Source organism: Nocardia sp. NBC_01503 (assembly GCF_036327755.1).
In the GTDB taxonomy this organism is placed as follows: Bacteria; Actinomycetota; Actinomycetes; order Mycobacteriales; family Mycobacteriaceae; genus Nocardia.
On record NZ_CP109596.1, the window covers coordinates 4,966,243 to 4,990,921 of the forward strand.

General features: G+C 67.5%; 22 protein-coding genes. 14 read left to right on the top strand and 8 right to left on the bottom strand.

What is annotated here, in order from left to right; genetic code table 11:
* Positions 1 to 131: 131 nt before the first annotated feature.
* Positions 132 to 1,205 carry an NAD(P)H-dependent amine dehydrogenase family protein gene (locus OHB26_RS22300; RefSeq protein WP_330179212.1) on the top strand — a complete coding sequence of 358 codons (1,074 nt, stop codon included), beginning with the start codon at positions 132 to 134 and terminating at the stop codon, positions 1,203 to 1,205.
* A complete protein-coding gene (locus tag OHB26_RS22305) occupies positions 1,202 to 1,693 on the top strand; it encodes a carboxymuconolactone decarboxylase family protein (RefSeq protein ID WP_330179213.1) in 492 nt (163 codons plus the stop codon). Before OHB26_RS22300 ends, OHB26_RS22305 begins: the two co-directional genes overlap by 4 nt.
* Positions 1,694 to 1,741: 48 nt before the next feature.
* Here OHB26_RS22305 and OHB26_RS22310 read toward each other — a convergent pair whose 3' ends face one another.
* Entirely contained in the window at positions 1,742 to 2,530 is a 789-nt protein-coding gene (locus OHB26_RS22310; protein ID WP_330179214.1) for an alpha/beta fold hydrolase, read from the bottom strand.
* 58 nt (positions 2,531 to 2,588) lie between these two features.
* Positions 2,589 to 3,332 (bottom strand): peroxide stress protein YaaA, encoded by a 744-nt coding sequence (yaaA, locus tag OHB26_RS22315; RefSeq protein ID WP_330179215.1) that lies wholly within the window; start codon positions 3,330 to 3,332, stop codon positions 2,589 to 2,591.
* Positions 3,333 to 3,414: 82 nt separating this feature from the next.
* Here yaaA and OHB26_RS22320 point away from each other — a divergent pair, with 82 nt between their 5' ends.
* Positions 3,415 to 5,172 carry a proline--tRNA ligase gene (locus tag OHB26_RS22320; protein WP_330179216.1) on the top strand — a complete coding sequence of 586 codons (1,758 nt, stop codon included), beginning with the start codon at positions 3,415 to 3,417 and terminating at the stop codon, positions 5,170 to 5,172.
* Between the two features lie 94 nt (positions 5,173 to 5,266).
* On the opposite strand, the gene OHB26_RS22325 is transcribed toward OHB26_RS22320, so the two are convergent.
* The 4 genes from OHB26_RS22325 to OHB26_RS22340 form a co-directional block, all read right to left on the bottom strand.
* Positions 5,267 to 6,670 carry a three-helix bundle dimerization domain-containing protein gene (locus OHB26_RS22325; protein WP_330179217.1) on the bottom strand — a complete coding sequence of 468 codons (1,404 nt, stop codon included), beginning with the start codon at positions 6,668 to 6,670 and terminating at the stop codon, positions 5,267 to 5,269.
* Positions 6,671 to 6,825: 155 nt separating this feature from the next.
* On the bottom strand, positions 6,826 to 7,479 hold the full coding sequence (locus tag OHB26_RS22330; RefSeq protein WP_330179218.1) for a Uma2 family endonuclease: 654 nt from the start codon (positions 7,477 to 7,479) through the stop codon (positions 6,826 to 6,828).
* 132 nt (positions 7,480 to 7,611) lie between these two features.
* Positions 7,612 to 8,046, bottom strand: coding sequence for a ferritin-like domain-containing protein (locus tag OHB26_RS22335; protein WP_330179219.1), 435 nt, complete (start codon positions 8,044 to 8,046; stop codon positions 7,612 to 7,614).
* Positions 8,043 to 8,591 carry a hypothetical protein gene (locus OHB26_RS22340; RefSeq protein ID WP_330179220.1) on the bottom strand — a complete coding sequence of 183 codons (549 nt, stop codon included), beginning with the start codon at positions 8,589 to 8,591 and terminating at the stop codon, positions 8,043 to 8,045. Before OHB26_RS22340 ends, OHB26_RS22335 begins: the two co-directional genes overlap by 4 nt.
* A 272-nt stretch (positions 8,592 to 8,863) precedes the next feature.
* Between OHB26_RS22340 and rimP the strand changes: the two genes are divergently transcribed.
* The 7 genes from rimP to OHB26_RS22375 all read left to right on the top strand — a co-directional run bounded on the left by rimP (position 8,864) and on the right by OHB26_RS22375 (position 16,152).
* On the top strand, positions 8,864 to 9,529 hold the full coding sequence (gene rimP / locus OHB26_RS22345; RefSeq protein WP_442942698.1) for a ribosome maturation factor RimP: 666 nt from the start codon (positions 8,864 to 8,866) through the stop codon (positions 9,527 to 9,529).
* Complete coding sequence (nusA, locus tag OHB26_RS22350; RefSeq protein ID WP_067568090.1) at positions 9,526 to 10,554, top strand: transcription termination factor NusA; 1,029 nt, start codon at positions 9,526 to 9,528, stop codon at positions 10,552 to 10,554. Before rimP ends, nusA begins: the two co-directional genes overlap by 4 nt.
* Before the next feature lie 115 nt (positions 10,555 to 10,669).
* Positions 10,670 to 11,005, top strand: a complete 336-nt coding sequence (locus tag OHB26_RS22355) for a YlxR family protein (RefSeq protein ID WP_442942699.1) — start codon at positions 10,670 to 10,672, stop codon at positions 11,003 to 11,005.
* A gap of 104 nt (positions 11,006 to 11,109) precedes the next feature.
* Positions 11,110 to 14,220, top strand: coding sequence for a translation initiation factor IF-2 (infB, locus tag OHB26_RS22360; protein WP_330179221.1), 3,111 nt, complete (start codon positions 11,110 to 11,112; stop codon positions 14,218 to 14,220).
* 139 nt (positions 14,221 to 14,359) lie between these two features.
* Positions 14,360 to 14,650, top strand: coding sequence for a DUF503 domain-containing protein (locus OHB26_RS22365; protein WP_330185744.1), 291 nt, complete (start codon positions 14,360 to 14,362; stop codon positions 14,648 to 14,650).
* 26 nt (positions 14,651 to 14,676) lie between these two features.
* Positions 14,677 to 15,126, top strand: coding sequence for a 30S ribosome-binding factor RbfA (gene rbfA / locus OHB26_RS22370; protein WP_330179222.1), 450 nt, complete (start codon positions 14,677 to 14,679; stop codon positions 15,124 to 15,126).
* Between the two features lie 33 nt (positions 15,127 to 15,159).
* Positions 15,160 to 16,152: a DHH family phosphoesterase gene (locus OHB26_RS22375; protein ID WP_330179223.1), complete on the top strand. Its 993-nt coding sequence runs from the start codon at positions 15,160 to 15,162 to the stop codon at positions 16,150 to 16,152.
* A gap of 10 nt (positions 16,153 to 16,162) precedes the next feature.
* Here the strand turns inward: OHB26_RS22375 and OHB26_RS22380 are convergent, their stop codons facing one another.
* Entirely contained in the window at positions 16,163 to 17,713 is a 1,551-nt protein-coding gene (locus OHB26_RS22380) for a mucoidy inhibitor MuiA family protein (RefSeq protein ID WP_330179224.1), read from the bottom strand.
* Positions 17,714 to 17,744: 31 nt separating this feature from the next.
* The gene (locus tag OHB26_RS22385; RefSeq protein ID WP_330179225.1) at positions 17,745 to 18,779 is read right to left on the bottom strand and encodes an alpha/beta hydrolase; all 1,035 of its coding nucleotides are present in this window, start codon (positions 18,777 to 18,779) and stop codon (positions 17,745 to 17,747) included.
* 222 nt (positions 18,780 to 19,001) lie between these two features.
* On the opposite strand from OHB26_RS22385, the gene OHB26_RS22390 reads away from it, so the two are divergent.
* From OHB26_RS22390 to OHB26_RS22405, 4 genes are read left to right on the top strand one after another with little or no spacing between them, the layout of a single operon-like run.
* A complete protein-coding gene (locus OHB26_RS22390; protein WP_330179226.1) occupies positions 19,002 to 20,417 on the top strand; it encodes a condensation domain-containing protein in 1,416 nt (471 codons plus the stop codon).
* Positions 20,414 to 21,964 carry an MFS transporter gene (locus OHB26_RS22395; protein ID WP_330179227.1) on the top strand — a complete coding sequence of 517 codons (1,551 nt, stop codon included), beginning with the start codon at positions 20,414 to 20,416 and terminating at the stop codon, positions 21,962 to 21,964. The genes OHB26_RS22390 and OHB26_RS22395 overlap by 4 nt, the downstream gene beginning before the upstream one ends.
* Entirely contained in the window at positions 21,961 to 23,628 is a 1,668-nt protein-coding gene (locus OHB26_RS22400; protein WP_330179228.1) for an ArnT family glycosyltransferase, read from the top strand. The genes OHB26_RS22395 and OHB26_RS22400 overlap by 4 nt, the downstream gene beginning before the upstream one ends.
* On the top strand, positions 23,625 to 24,557 hold the full coding sequence (locus tag OHB26_RS22405) for a glucosyl-3-phosphoglycerate synthase (protein ID WP_330179229.1): 933 nt from the start codon (positions 23,625 to 23,627) through the stop codon (positions 24,555 to 24,557). The genes OHB26_RS22400 and OHB26_RS22405 overlap by 4 nt, the downstream gene beginning before the upstream one ends.
* Positions 24,558 to 24,679 lie beyond the last annotated feature (122 nt).

The window sequence follows — 24,679 nt, forward strand, 5'->3', positions numbered from 1 at the left end:
GGCAGACCGGACAGTCGTCAGGACTCATGTCGCGGTGAGTGGGACAGGAGTTGCGGGAATTGGGACAAATGGGGCAGGTATTCGTCTCCGAATCCACTCCCTACCTACCAAGCGGTTGCTAGGCTCCCGTCATGATTTCCACCCTGGTCTGGGGCACCGGCAATGTCGGCCGGGCCGCGATTCGCGCCGTCTCCGCGCATCCCGCGCTGAAACTGACCGGGGTGCTCGTGCACAAGCCGGACAAGGTCGGGCGCGACGCGGGCGAACTGGCCGGACTCGACACCGAACTCGGCGTGGCCGCGACGAATGATCTCGCCGCCGCACTGGCCGCCGGACCGCAGGCCGTCGTATACGCCGCTTCCGGTGACATCCGCCCCGATGACGCGCTCGCCGATATCCTCCAGGCCATTCGCGCCGGAGCCGTCGTGGTCACGCCCGCGCTGTACGCGCTCTACGACCAGCGGAACGCACCCGCCGAAATGCGCGAAGCCGTGCTGAAAGCCATTGCGGAGGGCGGTGGTTCGCTCTTCGTCTCCGGTATCGACCCGGGCTGGGGTAATGATGTGCTGCCGCTGCTCATGAGCGGGCTCGGGCACACCGTCGATGTGGTGCGCTGCCAGGAGATCTTCGACTACACCACCTACGACCAGCCCGACTCCGTGCGCTACCTGGTCGGGATGGGCCAGCCCATGGAGTACGACCCGCCGATGCTCATGGCGTCGGTGCCGACCATGGTGTGGGGCGGGCAGATTCGGCTCATCGCACGCGGGCTCGGCGTCGAGGTCGAGGAGATTCGCGAGGTGGTGCACCGGCGCGAACTGGAGAACACCGTCAGCACCGACCGCATGGGTGACTTCGAGGCGGGTACACAGGGCGCGGTGCGCTTCGAGGTGCAGGGCATCATCGACGGCCGCCCGCGCATCGTCATCGAACACGTCACCCGCATCCACGCCTCCTGCGCCACCGACTGGCCCATGCCGCCCAGTGGCGCGGGCGCACACCGCGTGATCATCGAAGGCCGCCCCACCATCGAGGTCACCATTCAGGCCACCGATGAGGACGGCAATCACTCCGCGGGCGGAAACGCCACCGCCGTAGGCAGATTGGTGGGCGCGATCGACTGGCTCACCACCGCCGAACCCGGACTCTACGACGCCCTCGACATCCCCCTGCGCCCCGGCACTCTCGGAAGGAACCAGCCGTGATCATCGACATTCCCGAAGGTAAAGACCCCATCGGCTACGTATGGGGCGAAATGGTCCCGGGTATCGGCACCGCCGCCGCCGCGTTCTCCCTCGCGGTCTACTCGCACACCACCCTGGGCCTGCGCGAATTCGAGGCCGCCCGGCTGCGCATCGCGCAGATCAACGGCTGCCTCTTCTGTCTGGACTGGCGCACCGACCGCAATGGCGAAAAGGTCGAGGAGTCCTTCGAGCAGGACGTAACCAACTGGCGCACAACCGAGAACTTCGACGACCGCACCCGCCTGGCCGCCGAATACGCCGAACGCTACGCCGAGGATCACCACAATCTCGACGACGAGTTCTGGGCGCGGATGTTCGCCCACTACTCGCAGGCCGAGGTGGTGGAGCTCTCCATGTGCCTGGGCTCCTGGCTCGCCTTCGGTCGCCTGAACCACGTCCTGGGCCTGGACGCGGTCTGCGTCCTCCCGGGTCACGCAGCCGGACAATAGAATCCGGCACCCGGTGTTGTCCGAGGTTGGCGGACAACACCATTGGGCTCAGCCGAGCCCCACCAGGAATTGCCGCAGGTGCGCGTTCACCTCATCCGCATGGGTGATGTTCACCGCGTGCGTGGCGTTCGCGACGGTATAGAACTCCGTCGCACTTCTGAATTGCCTTGCCAGGCTTGACATATCGTCGTGACTCTCGGCCTGATCATGCTCGCCGCGAATGAGAATCGCCGGGCACTCGAGCTCTCCGATGGCCTCGGCCACGGACTCCCGCCCGATCAGGCAATCGGCCGCAAGCCGGACCCGGGTGCGATCGTCATTGCACCACTTGGTGATCCATGCCCGCTGATCGGCCTCGGTGCCTCCGATCATGGTCTTGGCGGTGATCTCTGCCATCGGCTCGAACGGCGTCATCCCCATCCACGCCTTCATGATTCCCCGATACCGCGCCTGCTCCTGCGCCGAATACGGCTCGGCCGATGTGGCGATGAGAATCAACCCGCGCACCCGCTCCGGCTGCTGTAAGGCCATCCGCATAGCGGTGTACCCACCCTGCGACATCCCGCCCGCCACCACTTCGTCGATACCCAGCGAATCCAGCACCGCCCAAACATCGCGTGCCAGATCCCAATACGTGAACGCCCCGCCGGAATCCTCGGTCAGCCCATGCCCTCGCGCATCCACCGAAATCACCCGGTACTCCGCACCGAGCCCCGCCACCTGACCCGCGAACATCTCCTGATCCAGGAAGAACCCGTGACTGAATACGACGGCGGGCCCGTCGCCCCCGCTATCGGTGAAATGCACCTTCGCCCCGGCAGAGCTCACGAATGGCACGGCAAGTCTCCTCACATCGGAATCCGCCGTCACCCTAACTGAAACCCGTTCCAATTCCTTAGGTGAGCACCAGAAGTTCGGTGGGGGAGGCGATTTCGCAGCGGAGGCCGAACTTCTCGGCGACCCGGGCCAGACCGTTGATATCGGTCGGCTCGGTGCGGGACAGCACCAGCGCCCGGGCCAACAGGCCCTTGTGGTGTTTGTTGAAGTGGCTCACCACGGTCCGGCTGCCGTCGGGGCGTTCGGTGAGCACCGCCGCCGTGATCGCGCCGGGGATGCGGCCCAGGTTCTGGTAGGTGCCGGAGCGCAGGTCGACGGTGAGGTGTCCGTCGGTCTCCTCGCGGAGCGCTTCGGGCAGGGCCTGCTTCCAGAGTGCTTGCAGCGTAGGCAGTCCCGGCAGCTTCGAGCCGCCGGAGAGTCGATAGGCCGGGATCGGGTCGCCCGCGCGGACGACGCCGAACAGCGCCGAACCGATCGCGAGGCGGGCATCGGCCTTGGCCCGCTGCGCCTTGGTGAAACCGGGTGCGTCCAGCGCGTCGTAGAGCACCCCGGTGTAGCGGTCCAGCGCCGGGCGGGTCGGTGAGGTGCGCAGCGCGGCATTGCGCGCGATCTCCGCGTCAGCCCCCTTGCCCAATCCCAGCGCGGTGCGCGAGGCGTCCGGATTACCGGACAGTTCGATCAATTCGGTGACCAACTTGTCCCGCACCGCCGTGAGCTGCGGCATCGCAAGGGCATCCAGGTTCAGCGGACGGCCCGAACCGCCGTCGGACTTGGTTTCGGAGGGAGGCAGCAGCACCAGCACGAGCCAACACGGTAATGCACGCGAGCGAGCGAGCAGTGAGGCACTGTGAGCATCGGCGGAGCAGCGGCTATCGTGTGGACCCGTGATCACCCGCCTCTCCCACCTCTTCCTGCGCACCCTGCGCGACGATCCCGCCGACGCCGAGGTGCCCAGCCACAAGCTGCTGGTCCGCGCCGGATACGTGCGTCGCATCGCCCCGGGTGTGTACTCGTGGCTGCCGCTGGGCCTGCGCACGCTGCGCAAGATCGAGAATGTCGTCCGCGAGGAGATGGACGCCATCGGCGCCCAGGAGATCTCACTGCCGGCGCTGCTGCCGCGCGAACCGTACGAGGCCACCAACCGGTGGACCGAATACGGCGACGCGCTGTTCCGGCTCAAGGACCGCAAGGGACAGGACTACCTGCTCGGCCCCACCCACGAGGAGCTCTTCGCGCTCACCGTGAAGGGTGAATACAACTCGTACAAGGATCTGCCGGTCACGCTGTACCAGATCCAGAACAAGTACCGCGATGAAGGCCGTCCGCGCGCGGGCATCCTGCGCGGGCGCGAATTCATCATGAAGGATTCGTACTCCTTCGACCTCGACGAGGACGGGCTCAAGAAGAGCTACAACGCGCACCGCGAGGCGTACCAGAAGATCTTCGAGCGCTTGGGCGTGTCGTACGTGATCGTGGCCGCCACCTCCGGCGCGATGGGCGGTTCGGCCTCCGAGGAGTTCCTGGCCGACAGCCCCGTCGGCGAGGACACTTACGTCATCTGCCGCGAATCCGGCTATGCCGCAAACGTGGAGGCCGTGATCACCGCCGCACCGCCGGAGATCCCTCTCGCGGGTCTGGCCGAGGCCGTCGTGCACGACACCCCCGGAACCCCCACCATCGCCTCGCTGGTCGACTGGGCCAATGGCGCCGGTATCGCCGAACAGTTCGGCCGCCCCGTCACCGCCGCCGACACATTGAAGAACGTGCTCGTGAAGCTGCGCTACCCGGACGGCAAGACCGAGATCCTCGGCGTCGGCGTCCCCGGCGACCGCGAGGTCGACGAGAAGCGCCTGGGCGCCTCGGTCGAACCCGCCGAGGTCGAACTGCTCGACGACGCCGACTTCAAGGCGAACCCGTTCCTGGTGAAGGGCTACATCGGCCCGAAGGCACTGCTGGCCAACGGCGTTCGCTACCTGGTCGATCCCCGCGTGGTCTCCGGCTCCGCCTGGATCACCGGCGCGGACGAGCCCGGTAAGCATTACGTCGGCCTGGTCGCGGGCCGCGACTTCACCGCCGACGGCACCATCGAGGCCGCCGAAGTCCGCGACGGCGACCCCTCACCCGACGGCCGCGGCGTCCTGGAAGCCGCGCGCGGCATCGAGATCGGCCATATCTTCCAGCTCGGCCAGAAGTACACCGACTCCTTCGAGGTCGACGTCCTCGGCGAGAACGGTAAGCCGGTCCGCCTCACCATGGGCTCCTATGGCGTCGGCGTCTCCCGTATGGTCGCCGTCATCGCCGAGCAGATGCACGACGACAAGGGTCTGCGCTGGCCCCGGAGCGTCGCCCCGTACGACGTGCACGTCGTCATCGCGAACAAGGACGAGGGCGCCCGCGAGGGTGCGGAACAGGTTGTCGCCGAACTGAACTCGGCCGGCCTCGACGTCCTCTTCGACGACCGCAAGGCGTCCCCGGGCGTCAAGTTCAAGGATGCCGAACTCCTCGGCATGCCCCTGGTCGTCGTCATCGGCCGCGGCTGGGCCGAGGGCAAGCTCGAACTCCGCGACCGCTTCACCGGCGAAAGCGAAGAGCTCCCCGCCGAGACCGCCGTGGCCAGCATTATCGCCCGGGTGCGCGGCTGACCTTCGGCCAGCACACTTTTCGAGCCGCGCACCCTTCGGTGCGCGGCTCGACTCGCCTCGGGGCCGGACCGCCGCCGCGGCCGTTCGGCATCGACTAGTTGAACGCCTTGGCGACGCCGTCGAGCAGATGCTCGAGGGTGTCGTAGTTGGGCGGATCGACCACATCGATCAGGTTGGGCACCACCGGAACCTGGTGTTCGGTGACGACCTTCGTGAACAGGCTCGCATCGCTCGGGCGGAAGCCGTGTTCGGCGGCCAGGCGCTGCAGGTCCGGGTCGGAGGAGAGCAGCTTGCCGAGCTGATCGCCCTTGTCGTTCAACGGAACCACGGTGTGCTGGGAGACGACCGTCGGTGACGGGTACATGAGCACCATGTCCGGCTTCAGTTGATTGTGCACCGCGGCGTCCACGTACTGGGCCTCGTAGATCCACACCATGGGGGTCTGCCCCATACCGCCGGCCAGATACTCCTTGAACGGTCCGTCGGAGCTGCTCTCGGTGAAGCCCTGGCGGGTGAACAGGCGTGAAATGCGGGACACCGCATAGTCTTCCGCCTTGCCGCCGCGCACGATGGTGTTGTCATTGGCGACGTACGCGGTCACCGCCAGGTACATGGCGGCGGAGTTGGAGGTGCGCGGGTCGGTGGTGCCGACCAGCACGTTCTTGCGCACCGGGTAGGTGGTGTTGCCCTCCAGTTGATCCCACTGCACACCCTTCTCGGCGAGTGCGAGGTACTTCTCGACATCGAAGGTCGGTGTCGGACCGGGCTTTACGACACCCGCCGCGGTGAGCAGGTCGAGGATCGGCTTGAAGGTGGCGATCGCCATGGGAGACGAGAAGGGCGTGTATTTGCCGCTCACCCCCACCTTCCGCTGAATTCGTTCCGCCGCGGCGGAACTGGACGGGAAGGCGAAGTCGTACTTCCCCAGGTCCACCGAGTCGGCGATCTGACGCGACCCGGCCGGATCCGCCTCCACCTCGATCCCGTGCTCGGCCAGCACATCCGCCACTCGCGCGTCCTCGAAGAACGCCATCTTCTCCGACCCCACCACCCCGCGCAGTGTCGTCAGCCCCGCCGGAGCCGCGGCAACGGGATCCGAATCGGGTTGCTGCACAGCGATTACGGCCACCACCCCGACCACCGCGACCGCCGCCGCACCGATCAGCGCGGTCCGCCGACTGACCCCGAGCCGGTCCAAGGTGTCGAAAAGGTGACTACTGGCCGAATTCGAATTGTCCCCCGAAGGAATTGCTTGCGAATTAACCGTATTCGCTTGTTCGGCAATATTTTCCACCTCGACCGGAGTCAGCTCGCGCCGCACAATCCGCTCGATCAGAATGGGAATGAAATCACGCACCTTATGCCCGTCGAACCGCTGCCGGACTGCCCCCACCACAGCCTCGACCCGCTCCACCGAATGCTCCTCGCCATACCGATCTACCAGGCGATTCGTCAACTCGCGCAGTGCTTTTTCTTCCCGGGCAGCATCAACCGCCACAGTATCTCCTCGACTCACACCGGAATTGATTTGCGCGGCACTGAATTACACGCAACCGCGTCCGACCAACCCTACGGCCCATTCCCGCACACGCCAATCCGAACCATCCCCCGAATTGGTGAACGAGCTCCTCGCCACAGCCGCGGAGAGGCGTGTCAGAACTCGAGTTCGGACCAGGGGATGTGGAGTGGGAAGGGTGAGTCGAACGAGATCCCGTCCGAACCGGCGGGAGTCCATTCGCCCGCGATGATGTAGTTGACCGGGCGGAGCGGGGCCACCCCATTGGGCAGGCGGCCATGTCCGGTTTCCAGCCCATAGGCGCGAATGCTGCTGATGCGTCGGGGATTACGGCCGAGGATCACCTCCCAGTACCAGGGGATCCCGGCACCCGCGTACCGAGCCTTCTTCGCCTCGACATCGCGTTCGGTGTTCGAGGGAGACAACACTTCACCGGCGATGAGGACATCGGAAGCACGGATGTCCTGGTATTCCTGCTTCAGACAGGGGTAGACGAGGAAGTCAGGTGTAACGAAGTCGGACTTTCCGGTGGTTCCGAAGAAGACATTGGTCTCGGTGGATGCTCGCCAGCGACGGTCTGGTTTGTTGGCCATCTCTTCGCGTGCGCATCGCCGGAGACCATTCCGAAGCTCAACCGAATAATCTTGGTGCTCCGCTGGCGCCCGGCGCATCCAGACGACGCGCCCCTCCCACAGCTCGATCTCCCCGGCGATCTCGTCAGGGAGCTGCTCGAGCTCTTCCCACGTCATGTACTCCGGCAGATCCGGTCGCTCGCCCGTCGAGGTCGGCATACCGGTCATGGTACCGAGGTCAACAGCGAAATCTGTTCTACGCTCGCAACTCGACAAGGTTCCCCTCCGCATGTTCGATTCTGTGCGGGGAATTCGGTGCCACGATGTGTGCCGGACGGGTCTCCCCTGCGGTCAGGGCTGGCCGGGGAAGGCGGTGGTGGGGGGATTGTTGCCGAGGATGTTGTTCCAAGTGGCTTCGCGGAGAGCGCATTCGGTGAGGGCGTCCAGGGCGATGCGGCGGATCTCCGGGGTGTCGGCGCGCTCGAGGGCGGAGTGCCAGGCGGCGGCGGTGTCGGATTCGACGGTGACCGCCAGCTTCGCGGCGGGGATGGGGTCGTCCACCGGGAAGGGGGCTGTGTACGCGGCGGCCGGAGCGGGGACGGTGGCACCCAGGGTTTTCAAGGTGTCGATGGTGGCGTCGCGGCGGGCGCGGTGCGCCGCCGTGCATTCGGAGACGTACTTGTCGCGGTCGTTATTGGCGTAGGCCGCGATGACGCCGTAGGCGTAGACAGCGGCGTACTCGGCGCTCAGGGCATCGGTGAGCGCCTGCTGATCGGGGAGGGTCATGCGAGCAGGACTCCCGCCTGGGTGGCGCACGCGGCGCTGATCGAACCGAGCAGGCCGGCGCGGTAACCGGAGAGCTGGGTGGCCAGGTCGGCGGCCGAGCGCTGGGCCTGAGACAGGCTGGCGCGCAACTGGGTTACCGGCGGCGGGGGTACCGGGACGGTGGGGGTGGGCGGGGCGACGCGCTTGCTCGGGACCGTGCCGTCACCGTAACTGCCTATGGCGCGGTCGATTTCGGCGCGCAGGGCGTCCGCGTGCGCGCCACGCTGGGTCGCGATGATCTGCAACGCACCCGCCTTGTCCGGATTGGTGGCGATGGCGGCCTGCGCGATCGCGGCATCGGAGCGCGCCGACTCCTCCTGTGCCAGCAGGGGATCCGGCAACTCCGGCGCGTGCTCCCGCGTACAGGCGCTCAGCGCGCCGACGGCGGCGACGGCCAGCACCCCACCACCGGCGAGGCGCAGCACGGCACGGCGGTCCACCGGTGGACCGGGGGGCTCGGGCAAATGCGTGACACCGGCCATACGGCCGCTCAGACTGCTGGGCACGGATACATGGTGCCAGCCGATCGAGCGCACTCACGCCGCCAGGGCCGTCGGATAGGCTGTGATCTCGATCGATACGTTGCCGATACGGGCGCGTCGGCAGCCACCACGCCGTCGTCCGGCAGCGCCGACCATGCCGAAGTCGTGAACATCGGCTGGTCCTTTACACTCTTTCCGCGCGTTACGCTAGACCTCCGGTGCGCAAATTCACCGGAAACTCGAGCAAGACCGCCCGACAACTCAATCCGTCACAACTGAACCAGGAGCCGCCCCACATGCCGATGCCGACCGAGGAAAGGGTGAGCCAGCTAGTTGCTGGGCTCGTCGAACGCCGGGGATTCGACCTCGAAGGCGTTTCGATTTCGGCCGCCGGTACGGCGCATGCCAAGGTGAAGGTGACGGTCGACAGCGACGAAGCGGCCCCACTGAACGCCGTCGCCGATCTGAGTTCGGACATCTCGGAAATCCTCGACGAGGCAGGCGACTTCGGCGAGACCCCCTATCTGCTGGAGGTCACCACCCCCGGCATCGATCGACCCCTGACCGAGCTACGACACTGGCGGCGCGCACGGGGCCGCAAGGTGAAGGTCACGCTCCGCACCGGCGCGCAATCGCCGGAGGAGAAGGGCAAACCGCGTTTCGAGGCAAGAGTCGGCGCGGCCACCGAACAGGACGTGGCGCTGGTCCTGGGCGGCAAGCGGAACCCGCACCGGGTGACGGTGCCGCTGGCCGATATCGAGTTCGCCGTGGTCCAGGTGGAGTTCTCCCCACCGGGGGCCGCCGAACTCGAGCTGGCCGGGGGAGTAGCGCCCGGCCGCCCCCAGCCCGGGGCGCAGGAGCTACCCGAGGGCGACGAAGTCGATGACGTCGATGACGAAGTCGAAGCAGTGGAAGACGAAGCAGCTGTATCCGATTCACCGACCGAAGGGATCGTGGAATGAACATCGAAATCGAAGCCTTGCGCGCGATTGTCGCCGACAAGGGGATCTCGATGGAGACCGTGATCTCCGCGATCGAGTCCGCGTTGCTCACCGCCTACCGGCACACCGAGGGCCATCAGCCCAACGCCCGCATCGACATCAACCAGAAGACCGGTGTCGTGCGCGTGATGGCCCGCGAGGTCGACGCCGACGGCAACATGATCTCCGAATGGGACGACACCCCTGAGGGTTTCGGCCGCATCGCCGCCACCACCGCCCGCCAGGTCGTACTCCAGCGGCTGCGTGACGCCGAGAACGAGAAGTCCTTCGGCGACTTCGCGACTCATGAGGGCGATATCGTCGGCGGTGTCGTCCAGCGCGATGCCCGGATGAACGCCCGCGGCACCATCGTGGTCCGCATCGGCAGTGAGGCGCACGGCGCGGAGGGTGTCATCCCGCCCGCCGAGCAGGTGCCCGGCGAAACCTATGAACACGGCGATCGCATCAAGTGCTATGTCGTCGGCGTCTCGCGCGGCCCCCGCGGCCCGCAGATCACCCTCTCGCGCACGCACCCCAACCTGGTGCGCCGCTTGTTCGCGCTCGAGGTCCCCGAAATCGCGGACGGCTCGGTCGAGATCGTGGCCGTGGCCCGCGAGGCCGGGCACCGCTCCAAGATCGCGGTCCGCTCCACGGTTCCGGGCGTCAATGCCAAGGGCGCGTGTATCGGCCCGATGGGTCAGCGCGTGCGCAATGTGATGAGCGAGCTCGCCGGCGAGAAGATCGACATCATCGATTTCGCCGATGATCCGGCCACCTTCGTCGGGAATGCGCTGTCCCCGTCGAAAGTTGTATCGGTCACCATCGTCGACCCGGACGCGCGTGCCGCGCGTGTCGTGGTGCCGGACTTCCAGCTCTCGCTGGCCATCGGCAAAGAGGGTCAGAACGCCCGTCTCGCCGCCCGTCTGACGGGCTGGCGAATCGACATTCGCAGTGATGCGACGCCTGATGTGGCGGGTTCGGTGCGCTCGGAGGCGCACCGGAGCTGAATCGGGGTTGATCTTGCCGGAGTGCTCCGGCCCGGTCGGTCCCGAGATTTGTGAAACAGACCCCCTGGATGACAGCTTGGTAACTTCCAAGGGGTACGGATGCGGAGATCGGGACATGTCAGCGGTAGAGTGGACGCAGGCTCAGCGCGAGTCCCCGACTCCTTTGCGCGCCGCACGGGTGAAATCAAGATCAGAACCCATGCGGACCTGCATCGGATGTCGTGAACGCGAGTTGACCGTCGAACTGTTGCGAGTCGTGGCACAGGAAACTGTGGTCGTTCCCGATACGCGGCACAGACTGCCCGGAAGGGGTGCCTGGTTGCACCCCACTTCGTCTTGTCTGAGCAATGCGGTTCGGCGCCGAGCATTCGGCAGAGCACTACGAGTGTCCGGACATCTGGATATCTCAGCCCTGGAGCATTACGTAGAGAACAGGCACGAGCACTCATGAGCACACCGTGAAGCACCAACGATGATCGGCCATCGGAAATAATCTGAGGTCGTGCGGGCCATCCCACAAGGGTTGCCGCGCTCGACCTCTCAGTGAGGAGAGCAGTGGCAGGCAAGGCCCGCGTGCACGAGTTGGCGAAAGAACTCGGTGTCACTAGCAAGGAACTACTCGCAAGGCTCAAGGAGCAGGGCGAGTTCGTGAAATCGGCGTCGTCGACGGTGGAAGCACCCGTCGCACGTCGCCTGCGTGAGTCGTTCACCCCCAAGAGTGCGAACGGCACCGCCAAGCCGGCATCCAAGCCCGCCCCGACCGGCGATGCGCCGCGTCCGGCGGGTCCCAAGCCGACCCCTGGCGCCACCTCGGGACCGCGTCCCGGCGCCCCCCGTCCGTCCGCTCCGGCCCCGGCGGCTCCCGCCGCCCCGGCCGCGGCGTCCACCCCGGCTCCGGCCGCCAAGCCCGCGCCCGAGCAGGCTGCTCCGGCCGCCGCTTCGGCTCCGGCCGTGCGTCCGGGTCCGTCCATCAAGCCCGGTCCGGCCCCCAAGCCCGCCGTGGCTGAAACCCCTGCTCCCGCAGCGGCTTCCGAGGCTCCGGCCGCGGCTCCCGCCCCGCAGCAGCAGGGTCAGCGCCCGACCCCGGGTGCCCCGCGTCCGGCGCAGCCCGCGCCGCGTCCGGCCCAGCAGTCCGGCGCTCCGGCGCAGGGCGGCGCGCCGCGCCCGGCCGGTCCGAAGCCGAGCCCCAAGGCCCCGCGCGTCGGTAACAACCCCTTCTCCTCCGCTCCCGAGCGTCCCGCGCCGCGCCCGGCTCCCGGTCAGGGCGGCCCCCGCCCGGCTCCGGGCCAGGGTGGCCCGCGTCCGGGTCCCGGCCAGGGCCCGCGTCCGGGTCAGGGCCAGGGTGGTCCGGGTCAGGGTGGTCCGCGCCCCGGTGGCGCCGGTCGTCCGGCTCCGGGTCAGGGTGGTCCGCGTCCGGCCGCAGGTCAGGGCGGTCCCCGTCCCGGCGGTCCGCGTCCGAGCCCCGGCTCGATGCCGCCTCGCCCGAACCCGGGTGCCATGCCGTCGCGTGCCGCGCGCCCGGCTCCCGGTGGCGGTCGTCCCGGTGGTCCGGGTCAGGGTGGTCCGCGTCCCGGTGGCGGCGCGGGTCGTCCGGCCGGTGCCGGTGGTCCGTACCGCGGTGGCCAGGGCGGTGCCCCGGGTACCGGTGGCGGCGCTCCGGGTGCCGGTGGCGCGGCCGCGGGTGGTTTCCGTGGTCGTCCCGGTGGTGGCGGCGGTGGCCGTCCCGGTTCCGGTGGTGGTCGCGGCGGTGCCGCGGGTGCCTTCGGTCGTCCCGGTGGCGCGCCCCGCAAGGGTCGTAAGTCGAAGCGGGCGAAGCGCGCCGAGTACGAGAGCATGCAGGCTCCCGCCGTCGGTGGTGTGCGTCTGCCCCGCGGCAACGGCGAGATCATCCGTCTCGCCCGTGGCGCGTCGCTCTCCGATTTCGCCGAGAAGATCGGCGCCAACCCGGCCTCGCTGGTGCAGGCGTTGTTCAACCTCGGTGAGATGGTCACCGCTACCCAGTCGGTGAACGAGGAGACCCTCGAGCTGCTGGGTTCGGAGATGAACTACGTGGTTCACGTGGTCTCCCCGGAGGACGAGGACCGCGAGCTGCTCGCCAACTTCGATCTCACCTACGGCGAGGACGAGGGCGACGAGGACGATCTGCAGATCCGTCCGCCGGTGGTGACCGTCATGGGTCACGTCGACCACGGTAAGACCCGACTGCTGGACACCATCCGTAAGGCGAACGTCCGTGAGGGCGAAGCCGGCGGTATCACCCAGCACATCGGCGCCTACCAGGTGCTGTCCGAGGTCAACGGCCTCGACCGGCTCATCACCTTCATCGATACCCCGGGTCACGAGGCGTTCACCGCCATGCGTGCCCGTGGTGCCAAGGCCACCGATATCGCGATCCTCGTGGTCGCGGCCGACGACGGCGTCATGCCGCAGACGGTGGAGGCCATCAACCACGCGCAGGCCGCTGACGTGCCGATCGTGGTGGCGGTCAACAAGATCGATAAGGAAGGCGCGAATCCGCAGAAGATTCGCCAGCAGCTGACCGAATACGGTCTGGTCGCCGAGGAGTACGGCGGCGAGACCATGTTCGTCGACATCTCGGCCAAGCAGGGCACCAATATCGATTCCCTGCTCGAGGCTGTCGTGCTGACCGCGGATGCCACCCTGGATCTGCGGGCCAACCCGGACATGGACGCGCAGGGTGTGGCCATCGAAGCCCACCTGGACCGCGGTCGCGGCCCGGTCGCCACCGTCCTCATCCAGCGCGGCACGCTGCGCGTGGGTGACTCGATCGTGGCGGGCGACGCCTACGGTCGTGTGCGCCGCATGGTCGACGAGCACGGCGACGACGTCGTGGCGGCGCTGCCGTCGCGTCCCGTCCAGGTCATCGGTTTCACCTCCGTCCCCGGTGCGGGCGACAACCTGCTCGTGGTCGAGGAAGACCGGATCGCGCGTCAGATCGCCGATCGCCGCAACGCTCGCAAGCGCAACGCCCTGGCCGCGCGCAGCCGCAAGCGGATCTCCCTGGAAGATCTGGATGCCGCTCTGAAGGAGACTTCGGAGCTGAACCTGATCCTCAAGGGCGACAACTCCGGTACCGTCGAGGCCCTCGAAGAGGCGCTGCTCGGTATCGATGTGGGCGACGAGGTGCGTCTGCGCGTCATCGACCGCGGTGTCGGTGGCGTCACCGAGACCAACGTCAACCTGGCGTCGGCCTCGAACGCGATCATCATCGGATTCAACGTCCGTGCCGAGGGCAAGGCGACCGAGCTGGCGAACCGCGAAGGCGTGGACATTCGCTACTACTCGGTCATCTACCAGGCGATCGACGAGATCGAGAAGGCCCTCAAGGGTCTGCTCAAGCCGATCTACGAAGAGGTCGAGCTGGGTCGGGCGGAAATCCGCCAGATCTTCCGCTCCTCCAAGTTCGGCAATATCGCCGGTTGCTGGGTCACCTCCGGCTCGGTCAAGCGCAATGCCAAGGCGCGCCTGCTGCGTGACAACGTCGTTGTCGCGGAGACGGTGACGATTGCGTCGCTGCGTCGCGAGAAGGATGACGCCACCGAGGTTCGTGAAGGCTACGAATGCGGTATGACGTTGACCTACAACGACATTCGCGAGGGTGACATCGTGGAGGCGTACGAGCTCCGCGAGAAGCCGCGCGACTAGTAGTACGGTGACCTGCCGGGTCGGGAGCGATCCCGACCCGGCAGGGTCGTGTACCAACAGAACCCGACGCGCTCGTGCGCACGCCGTGGAGCGCGTCGGTCATTCGATGTAAGTGCGTGCGCATTACATGACTGAAAAACTGTTTGTTGGAGCGCTCGAGTTCGACATACTCCTCGGTGATGTGCATTCACTGAAGGAGAAGCGCTCCGTCATCCGTCCGATCATCGCCGACCTGAAACGGTTCGAGGTGAGTGTCACCGAGGGCGGAGATCATGACCGGTATCGCCGGACGATGATCGCCGTGGCCATGGTCGGCTACGGCATGAATCACCTGACCGAGGTGCTGGACAAGTGTGAACGGCATGTCGCCAATCGTCCGGAGTTACAGTTGCTGGCGGTACGCCGCCGCGTCTTCGGACCCGAAGACTGAATCTATCCAGTGAGGAGGGCACGGCCATGGTGGATCAAGCCAGGGCACGCCGACTCGCCAAGCGGATCTCCTCGATCGTGGCTACGGCCATCGAGTACGAGATCAAGGATCCGCGGCTGCGTTTCGTGACGATCACCGATACCAAGATGACGGGTGATCTGCGGGAAGCCACCGTTTATTACACGGTGATGGGGGAAACCCTGGACACCGAACCCGATTACACCGAAGCGGCCGCGGGTCTGGAGAAGGCCAAGGGCATTCTCCGTTCCAAGGTCGGCGCGGGCACCGGCGTGAAGTTCACGCCGATCCTGTCGTTCAAGCTCGACACCGTTCCGACCGCCGCGAAGGAGATGGAGGAGCTGCTGGCCCGCGCCCGCGCCGCCGACGCTCGGGTCGCCCAGGTCGCGGTGAACGCCAACTACGCCGGTGATGTCGACCCCTACAAGGCCGACGACGACACCGACGACGAAGACTGATCCTGCGGTCTTACCGCGGGGAGGAGACCGCCGGTGACCGAACCGGTCGATCTGGCTCGTGCGGTGTCGATACTCGACACCGCACGGTCGGTGACGGTGCTGTGCCATATCCAGCCCGATGCGGACACCATCGGCAGCGGACTGGCGTTGGGGCAGGTGCTACGTCGGCGCGGGGTGCCGGTGCAGGTCTGTTTCGCCGAACCCGCCGAATTGCCCGTCTCCATGCGTTCGCTGCCCGGTACCGAATTGCTGGTGCCACCGGATCAGGTGCGGACCGAAGTCGATGTGCTGGTCGCGGTGGACTGCGGTAGCGCGGATCGGCTCGGGGCGCTGAAGGATCGGCTGGACGGTGCGCGCATCACGATGGTGCTGGACCATCACCGCTCCAATACTCGCTTCGGCGAGGTGAATATCGTCGATGACACCGCCGAATCGACCGCGGGTATGGTCGCGCGGGTGCTCGATGCCTGGGGCGAGATCATCGATCGTCCTGTGGCGCATTGTCTTTACGCCGGATTGGTCACCGATACCGGCTCGTTCAAATGGGCTCGCCCCGGTTCACACGCGCTCGCCGAGCGACTGCTGGCGACGGGGATCGACGGCGCGGGAATCACCCGAACCCTCATGGACACCCACCCGTTCGCGTGGCTGCCGATGCTGTCGCGCGTGCTGGCCTCGGCCGAGCTCGATGCCGAGGCCGCCGCCGGGGCGGGGCTGGTCTACGTATTCGTGCGCCGGGAGGACACCGCGGGGGTGCGCTCGGAGGAGGTCGAGAGCATTGTCGACCTGGTTCGCACGACCTCCGAAGCTCAGGTCGCGGCCGTATTCAAAGAGGCTCGCGGCAGGACCGATCAGTGGACGGTTTCGCTGCGCTCCCATGACTGCGCCGATGGGTCGCCGGGTGTGGACGTGGCCCGGGTGGCGATCGCGCTCGGTGGTGGCGGACATCGTTATGCCGCAGGCTATTCCACCGCCGGAAGCCCGGCCCAGCTCGTCGAGACGCTGAAGGCCGAGCTCAACCGATAGGCGAATTCCGCTAGTCGGGGAGGCCGTAGATGGTCACGCCCTTGGGCGCTTCCACGCGGTAGCCGAAGGTGATGGTGGTCTGGGCCTGCGGCTCCAGTGCGGCTTTCCAGGTGAGGATGCCGAGTTCATCCCGTTCCGCGGGTTGGGGTTTGGTGAGCGTCTCGCGGACCGTGATGGTGGCCTCGCGCGAGACCGGGAGTCGGTCCAGGACGGTGATCGTGGCCGGGTGGGCGGTGTGATTGCCGATGGTGATGGCGTATTCGACCTCGGTGCGCCGGGCCGAGCCGAGCGTGGCCTTGGTCGCGTTGCGCCGCAACAATTCTCGTTCGACCCGGATGCGGTCGTCGACGCCGAGCGCGAGTTCGCGCTCCTCGCCGGGCGCCCAGGTCTCCAGGTCGGTGGCGCCGACGAATTCGGATTCGTGGAACAGAGCCGCGCGACCCGGCGGCAGGGTGTGTTCGGAGGTGTTGCGGGCGGTGGCGCGCAACACGGCCTCGAGAGCCTGCACCGGTGCGGTCACGTAGTCCAGATCGGCCTCGAGGTCGAGGGCGGTGACCACGGTGCGGTGTTGGCTGCCGTCGGAGGGGACGGCGACGCCGCGCTTGGGTGTGTAGGTCGCGGCGGTGGCGCCGTGTTCGACCGCGGCGACGGATTCGCGCACCGGTACCGGTGGGAGTCCGCCAGGTGCGGCCGCGCTCGGAGCCGGGGGCGGACCACCGGCATATGCGGAGCTCGCTCGCATGCGGCGCATCGGCATCGGTGGCTCCGGCGCGGTGCCGGAGATGAACCACGCCTCCAATTCCGGCACGTCCAGGGCCTGTGCCGGGCGGGCCGTGGAGAGTTGCAGGCGGCATTCGGGCCAGTCCTCACCGGTGCTCTGGCGGACCAGACCGAACCAGCGCAGCGTCAATCCGGCATCGGCGAGGCGCAGGTCGTAGCTGCTGCTCCAGCTCGCGCCCGGTACGACGTAGGTGATGTCGAAGTCGACGGTGACCGGCTGGGCGGCTTCGACGGTGATGGTCGCGCTCTGGGAGTCGTTGCGGTTCTTGCCGCGCAGGTCGCCGAGGCGGCGCTGGATCGCCTGCTGTTCGCGAACGTGCTCCTGCCGCAACTGTTCTCGTTCCCGGCGTGCGGTGTGGACGGTGTCGTACTGTGTTTCGAGATCGTCGACGAAGGTGGTGATGCGCTCGCCGTCGGCCTTGGCGAGGGTCTCGGCGGATCGGCGGGCGAGTCGCTCCAGGAAGACGATTCGGGCATCGGCAGCGCGGTCGGCATCGGCGAGGGCGCTGAGGGCGGCCTCCAGTTCCCGGATGCGTGCCTCGAGTGCCGCGACCTGTTCGTCGGTGACCTCCGCCTGCCGCTCGGTGCCGAGATCGACGCCGAGTACGGTCACCTCACCCTGTCCGGCGACGCGGACCGAATCGCGTAGCAGCCCCAGCGGTAGCGGTGCGACGCGGATCCGGTGTTCACCCGCGGGCAGACTCGCCTTACCGGATCTGGTGACTCGCGCCCGGTCCGGGTACACGGTGACCGCGGTGATGTCGGTGTCGAGAGTGATCATGTCCCCAGCCTGCCTCGAGCGGACCGCCGCGTCAGCCCCGCAGGGCCTGTTCGAACAGCGGCCAGGAGTCGTGCAGATCCTGCTGCCAGTAGCCCCAGGAGTGCGTGCCATTCGGGCGGAGGTTGAAAGTGGCTGGTATGTCCAGGATTTGGAGGCGATCGCGCAGGGAGCGGGCGCACTGATCGGTTATCGCCTCCAGGAAACCGCCGCTGGCGAGTTGGGCGAGCAGTTTGGCGGCATTGCCGTGAATCCCGGTGCCGTCGAGCGTGTCCTGCGGGCCGGGTACGCCGGTGCCGGAGGAGACGTAGATCGCGGTGCCGCGCAGGCGGTCGGCGTGCAGATAGGGGTCCTTGGCGGGCCAGGCCGGATCATCGGGTGGGCCCCACATATTCGCGGGGTCGCCATGCCAGCGCAGCACCACCGCATCGACGAAGACGCGGCCGAGGGGATCGCTGGTGCGAGCGCAGCCGCTGTACGAACCGATGGCCCGATACAGCCCGGGTGCGTCGAGGGCGAGTTGGAAGACCGAGGTTCCGGCCATGGAGATACCGGCGATAGCGTTCGCGCCGTTGCCATTGAGCGCCGAGTCGATGATGGGCGGTAGCTCCTCGGTGAGAAAGGTGCTCCAGCGCACCCGGCCGAGCAGGGGATCATCGCGCTGCCAATCGGTGAAATAGCTGCCGTTGCCGCCGAGCGGGTTGACGAGGGTGACCTGCTTATCGTGGAAGAAGTCGACGATATCGGTCTGCTCGGGCCAACTGCTGGCATCCGAACCACCGCCCGCGCCGTTCAACAGGTACAGGACCGGCGCGGGCATCGAATCATCCGGTGCGCGAAGCACTTTCAGGTCGATATCGGCGTTCATGGCGGTCGAGTGCACCCGCATATCGAGGAGACCGTCCGCGGCTTCGGTGGCCGCGATCAGCTGCGATCCGTCCGGTGCGGGCCGCGCGGCCGCCAGCGCCGCGTCCGGTGCGATGGGCTCGGCGCGGGCCGGAATCGCGACGCACAGGCAGGGCAGTGCGAGGGCCAGGACGAACGACAGAAACGGTCCGGCTGCTTTCACCCGGGACCTCCGATTGCCTCGAGTGGGACGGTCGGGTGGTGACGTTAGGTCGAAAGCGATAGCCGGACAATGCGTATCGCGACACTTTGGGAGACCGTCCGGGCGCGGGCGGTCCGGCTTGGGAATCGTCACAGACTTTCGCTGCGGTGCTGGTCAGGCGGTGGGTGCGTGCCGTTCACTCGTAAACCTGATTCAGCGAGCGGTAGGAATCGAGGTCAATTCATGGTCGCATTCGGCCTCTTCGGCGACTGGCATCCCGAGCCCGGCAGGCTCACCACCTGGACGGCGTCCCCCGCCGCGCGGGCGGCGGTGCGGCGGGCGCCCGCGCACGATGTCGGACCGTCGTATCAACAGCGGGCCTATCTGCGCGCGACGCATCGCAATTCCCGTGTGGGATTGCGCGTTTCGCGAATATGCATGATTTCGTTCGATATTCCGGGGGTGCCCGATCATCGGGCCATGACCGCCGCCTTGAACGCGTTTCTGCGGCGGCATGACACCTTCCGCAGCTGGTTCGCCTTGGAACCGGACGGGCGGATCGTGCGTCATGTGGCGGATCCGGCGGATATCGAGGTGACCGCTACCGGTTACGGGGAGTTCGACGATCTGGACGCCCTGCGCGAGCGGGTGCGGGCCGAGACGCCCGGGCCTTTCGAATGGGATTGCTTCTCCTTCGGCGTCATCGAGCGTCCCGGATCGTTCACGGTGTACGCGGCCGTGGATCATCTGCATACCGACGGTGTGGCACAGGCGATTTCCTGTGTCGACCTGCTGCTGCTCTACGGCGGTGAACTGTCCGGCGGCGCGGTGGAGCTGCCGGAGGTCGACGGCCACATCGGCTATTGCGCCCGGGAGAATCTCATCAACGAGCAACTCGGCCTGGAGTCCGCCGCGGTGTGGCAGTGGCTGGATCTGTTGCGCCGCAATGACGGTGATGTGCCGCGATTCCCGCTGGAGCTGGGCGCGGGCGGATACGCACAGGGCGCACAGCTCACCCGGACGCTGCTGAGCGAGGACGAAATGCTGCGCTTCGAGCAGGTCTGCACCGCGCACGGCGGACGCTTCCTGGGTGGCTTGTTCGCGGCGATCGGCCTCGCCGAGCTCGAATTGGCCGGGCGGGAAAGGTATTTCGGCTTCACGCCCGCCAATACCCGTTTCCTGCCGGGGGAGATGGGTTCGGTGGGCTGGTACACCAACCTGATTCCGGTGGAGTTCCAGGTAGATGCGGAGAACTGTTTCACCGCCGTGGTGGCGGCCGCGCAGCAGGCGGCGGAGCGGGCCAAGGATCTCACGGATGTCTCCCTGCATCGCGTCCTGGAACTGGTCACGCCCGACCTCGGCATCCGGGCGCGGCCGGGCTTCACCGCACCGATGGTGTCCTATGTCGACGTCCGAAAGATGGACGGCGCGGACATGTTCGACGCCATCAAGGGCGGGCTCTACGGCAGCGAGACCAGCTCGGGGGAGGTGTTCCTGTGGGTCAACCGCTTCCATGACGTGACCACGCTGTCCCTGCTGTTCCCGGATACACCGCAGGCGCACGCATCGGTGGTGCGATACGTGCGGACCCTGACCGCGATCATCAACGCGGTCGTGGCCGATGGCGACTACGCGGCCCGAGTTCCGGCGCTCTCATGACGTCCGGGATCTCCGGCCATACCACCCGCCCGGCCACCGCGCCGGGCGCGTGGATCGCGCTGGCGGCGTGCCTGACAGCGGTGTTCATGCAGATGCTGGACCTGACCATCGTGCACACCGCCATGCCCGCCCTGGCCCGCGATCTGCACGCGGACGGTGCGGCCGAACTGCTGATAGTGAGCGGGTACGGCCTGGCTTTCGCCTGCACCCTGCCGGCCGCCGCCGGAATCGGTGATCTGCTGGGCAGGCATACCGTTTTCATGGCGGCGCTGGTCGCCTTCGCCGGTGCTTCGGTGTGGTGCGGAACGTCCTCCGGCGCGAACGAACTGATACTCGCGCGTGCGGCGGCGGGAGTGGCGGCCGCCCTGATCTCCGCGCAGACCATCGCGATCATCGCGGGCGCGTTCCCGGAAGGACTGCACGCGACCGTCTTCGGCATCTACGGTGCCACGGCGGCACTGGCGGGCATGCTCGGCCCGCTGCTCGGCGGAGCGCTGGTCGACGCCAGCCCGCTGGGATGGGGCTGGCGCGCGATCTTTCTGGTCAACCTTCCCGTCGCGGCCGGTGCGGTCGCGCTGGTGAGAAGGTATGCCCGTATGCGAGGGGCGGACGTGGCCGCCGGGCCCGGCCTATCGTCTGGGCAGTCGGGGAATCACGCATCGGCCCGGGCGAACTCGGTCGTCGTCGCGGATTCGGCGGCCCTCGGTGTATCGAGGGGATCCGGTTCGCGGTGGTTGACGCTGATGCGGCGGCTCGACTTCGCGGGGGCGGTGCTGTCGGCGCTGGGTTTGGGGTTGCTGGTATATCCGCTGACCGAGGGTCGTGCGCTGGGGTGGCCGCCGATCATGATCGTGTCAGCGGTGCTGTCCGTACCGGTGCTGGTCTTGTTCGTGCGGGCGCAGCGGCGGCGGGCGGCGCACGGCGATGAACCGTTGGTGCGGCTGGAACTGTTCGCGGACAGGGCATTTGCGATTGGTTCGGTGCTTACGGCGGCGTTCTACGGGGTGTTCACGGCCCTGCTGTTCACGGTATCGGTAGCGGCGCAGTCCGGGTTGGGATGGTCGGCCGCACGGACCGGGATGGTCATGGTGCCGTTCGCGGTGGGGGCGGTGCTGGGCGCGTTGTCCGCACCGATTCTGGTGTCGTTGTGGGGATCTCGGGCCCTGACCGTAGGGGTGACGGTATTCGCGGTCGCGTTGGGGGCGATCGCGAGCACGGTGCACGCCTCCGGAGCCGCCTCGGACATTCGCGAACTGGCCTGGTCGGTCTTCGCGGCGGGAGCGGGAATGGGATGGTTCGCCGGACCGCTGCCCTCGGTGATGCTGGCCGGGGTGGTCGAGCGCGCCACCGGATCGGCTTCGGGCATTGTGCCGACGGTGCAGCAGGTGGGAAGTGCGCTCGGGGTCGCGGTGCTCGGGACCGTGTTCTTCGCGAAAGCCGCGGCGCGAGACTATGTTTCCGCGATCACCACGGTGCTGTGGCTCATGGCCGGAGTGTCGCTGCTCCTGGCCGTGCTCACCCTCGCGCTACCTCGGCGGCGCACGTGAGCGCCCGGCCCCTGCCCGATGCGGTGGCGGCGAACGCGATGGCCCGGTCCTCACTGGATGAACGGGCGGCGGATGGCCGGGCGGGCTCGGTATCGGCCGACCCGCACCCGGCCGTGGAGCGAGCCACCGAGCCGAGACGGGCGGCGGTGGGGTTGCCGCCCTGGGATATTCGAGGTGTCGGTGCCATCGCGCTGGCGGCGGCGGTGGTGCTGGGCCTGCGCGCCGGGCGGTACGGGTATTTCGGCGATGAACTGTACTTCCTGTCGGCCGGGCGACGGCTGGCTGCCGGATACGTCGATCAGGGGCCGTTGGTTCCGCTGATGGCTCGGACCGCGGAGTGGCTCGCACCGGGTTCGGTTGTCGTGCTGCGGATTCCGGCCATCGCGTGCGGAATCGGCGCGATCTGGGTGTGCGCGGGGGTGGCGCGGGAGTTCGGGGGTGGGCGGGCCGCGCAACGGTTGGCGGCACTCGGATTCGCCACGACTCCATTTCTGATCACCGCCTCGGCGACGCTGTCCACCTTTGCGGTGGATGCCACGCTCACGGCCGCGCTGGCGTGGATTCTGGTGCGCTGGAACAGAATTCGTGATAATCGACTGTTGCTCGCCGTCGCGGTCGTGGCCGCGGTGGACCTGCAGGTGAAACTGCTGCTGCCGGTGCTCGCCGTGGGAATCGCGATCGGAGTCCTGATCTTCGGGCCGCGCGCGCTGTTCCGGCGGCCGGTGTCGTGGGCGGCGCTCGTGGTCGTCGGGCTGTCCGTGGTACCGGGGTTGTGCTGGCAGGCGAGTCACGGTTGGCCCCAGTTGGCAATGGCTTCGGTGATCGCACAGGAGCAGCGGGCGGCGACCGGTGGGGTTGCGGGGCTGCCGATACAGGTGGCATTGCTGCTCGGGATGCTCGGGACTCTGCTCGCCGGTTCGGGGGTGTGGGCATTGCTGCGGTCATCGGCATTGCGTCCGTACCGATTCGTCGCGATCGCCGCGCTGGTGCAGGTGGTGTTCGTGGTGGCCACCGACTCGCGTCCCTACTATGCGGCGGGCCTGTTTCCGGTACTGCTGGCGGCGGGTGCGGTGTGGTGGACCGAGGGGGAACCTCGGCGGTGGTGGCGGGGTGTCCGGTTGACGGCGGGCGTCTCGGCGGGCCTGGCGCTCGCGGTGGTTCTGGTACTGCCGCTGCCGCAGTCGGCGCTGCACGACGCCACCGATACTCAGCGTGAATTATCCACTCGGATGCGACTTTTCGGTGTATCCGGGTGGGATGAGCTGTATGCCGCCGTGGCCGCGCAGGCGGATGAGCTGACTCCGCCCGCCCGTGCGCACACCGTGGTGATCACTCAGACCTACTGGCAGGCGGCGGCTCTCGACGGACACGCACCGGAGCTACCGCCGGTGTACAGCGCGAATCGCGGGTACGCCTACTTCGGTTCACCCTCGCAGTCCGCGACCACGGTGCTCTATATAGGTTCGAGTGGAGCGGAATCGATACTGCGCCAAACATTCTCGGACGTACGCGTGGTGGACCGACTGGATTCACCCCTCGGATTCCCCGGCATCACAAGGCATGTCGTGCTGTGGCGCTGTGACCATCCGCGTCGTCCGTGGCAGGAGATCTGGCCGCGGTGGCGCACCACCGTTCTCGACTCGGGTGAAGGGACTACTCGATGATCCACTGGAAAGGCTTGGCCGATATCACCTGGTTCCACCGGGACTGGTCGCTGCCGGAGTTGATCGAGCACAAGGCCGGGCGCACGGTATCGGTGGTGCTGCCCGCCCTGAATGAGCAGGCGACCATCGGCGGGGTGCTCGCATCGATTCGGCCACTGGTGGGCACGCTGGTGGACGAGCTCGTGGTGGTCGACTCCGGATCGGCGGACGACACCGTGCGGATTGCCGAATGCTCGGGTGCCACAGCGGTATTCACCCGCGAACAGGCCCTGCCGGATATCGAGCCCCGCTCCGGCAAGGGTGAGGTGCTGTGGCGTTCGCTCGCGGTGACCACCGGCGATCTCATCGTCTTCGTGGATTCGGATCTGCTCACCCCGAGCCCGCGATTCGTCCCCGCGTTGCTGGCTCCGCTGCTGCTGCGGGACGGAATCGAACTGGTGAAGGGCTACTACCGCCGTCCACTGGAGCTGGACCCGGCGGGCGATGCCGATGGCGGCGGCCGAGTCACCCAGTTGGTGGCGCGCCCGCTGCTCACCGCGCTCGCACCCGAACTCGGTGAGGTGCTGCAACCGCTGGGCGGTGAGTACGCCGCCACCCGAAATCTGCTGACCGGCATCCCTTTCGCTCCCGGATACGGGGTGGAGATAGGCATCCTGGTCGACGCCTGGCAGCGCCACGGCGCATCGGCCATCGCGCAGGTCGACCTCGGCACCCGCAGACACCGCAACCGCCCCACTCATGAGCTGGCCGATATGAGCCGTCAGGTCATCGCCACCCTGCTGGACCGCCTCGGCATCTGCGACTCCGGTGTCGCCCTGGCGAGTTACCGCCCCGAGGGCGCCTCCTGGCGGCGCACCACCGGCACGGTATCGCTGGCCGACCGGCCGCCCATGGGGAGCACACGGACGCTGGCGGACCTGGTGCGGTGAGATCGTCATTCGATCCCGAATCGACTTGGCGCACAGTGCGATACCGGTCGGCAACGTCCCAGTCCCGCCGCCGGGGCGCGACGCCGGGACCGCGGTTCGGGCAGCGCGCCGCCGCGGTGGGC

Bases quoted from the DNA above. Each gene is read 5' to 3' on its own strand.
- rimP (WP_442942698.1), top strand. From the start codon at position 8,864: ATGCCGATGCCGACCGAGGAAAGGGTGAGCCAGCTAGTTGCTGGGCTC.
- OHB26_RS22355 (WP_442942699.1), top strand. From the start codon at position 10,670: ATGTCAGCGGTAGAGTGGACGCAGGCTCAGCGCGAGTCCCCGACTCCT.
- OHB26_RS22330 (WP_330179218.1), bottom strand. From the start codon at position 7,479: ATGCCGACCTCGACGGGCGAGCGACCGGATCTGCCGGAGTACATGACG.
- OHB26_RS22335 (WP_330179219.1), bottom strand. From the start codon at position 8,046: ATGACCCTCCCCGATCAGCAGGCGCTCACCGATGCCCTGAGCGCCGAG.
- nusA (WP_067568090.1), top strand. From the start codon at position 9,526: ATGAACATCGAAATCGAAGCCTTGCGCGCGATTGTCGCCGACAAGGGG.
- OHB26_RS22405 (WP_330179229.1), top strand. From the start codon at position 23,625: ATGATCCACTGGAAAGGCTTGGCCGATATCACCTGGTTCCACCGGGAC.
- OHB26_RS22380 (WP_330179224.1), bottom strand. From the start codon at position 17,713: ATGATCACTCTCGACACCGACATCACCGCGGTCACCGTGTACCCGGAC.
- OHB26_RS22390 (WP_330179226.1), top strand. From the start codon at position 19,002: ATGGTCGCATTCGGCCTCTTCGGCGACTGGCATCCCGAGCCCGGCAGG.
- OHB26_RS22300 (WP_330179212.1), top strand. From the start codon at position 132: ATGATTTCCACCCTGGTCTGGGGCACCGGCAATGTCGGCCGGGCCGCG.
- rbfA (WP_330179222.1), top strand. From the start codon at position 14,677: ATGGTGGATCAAGCCAGGGCACGCCGACTCGCCAAGCGGATCTCCTCG.
- OHB26_RS22395 (WP_330179227.1), top strand. From the start codon at position 20,414: ATGACGTCCGGGATCTCCGGCCATACCACCCGCCCGGCCACCGCGCCG.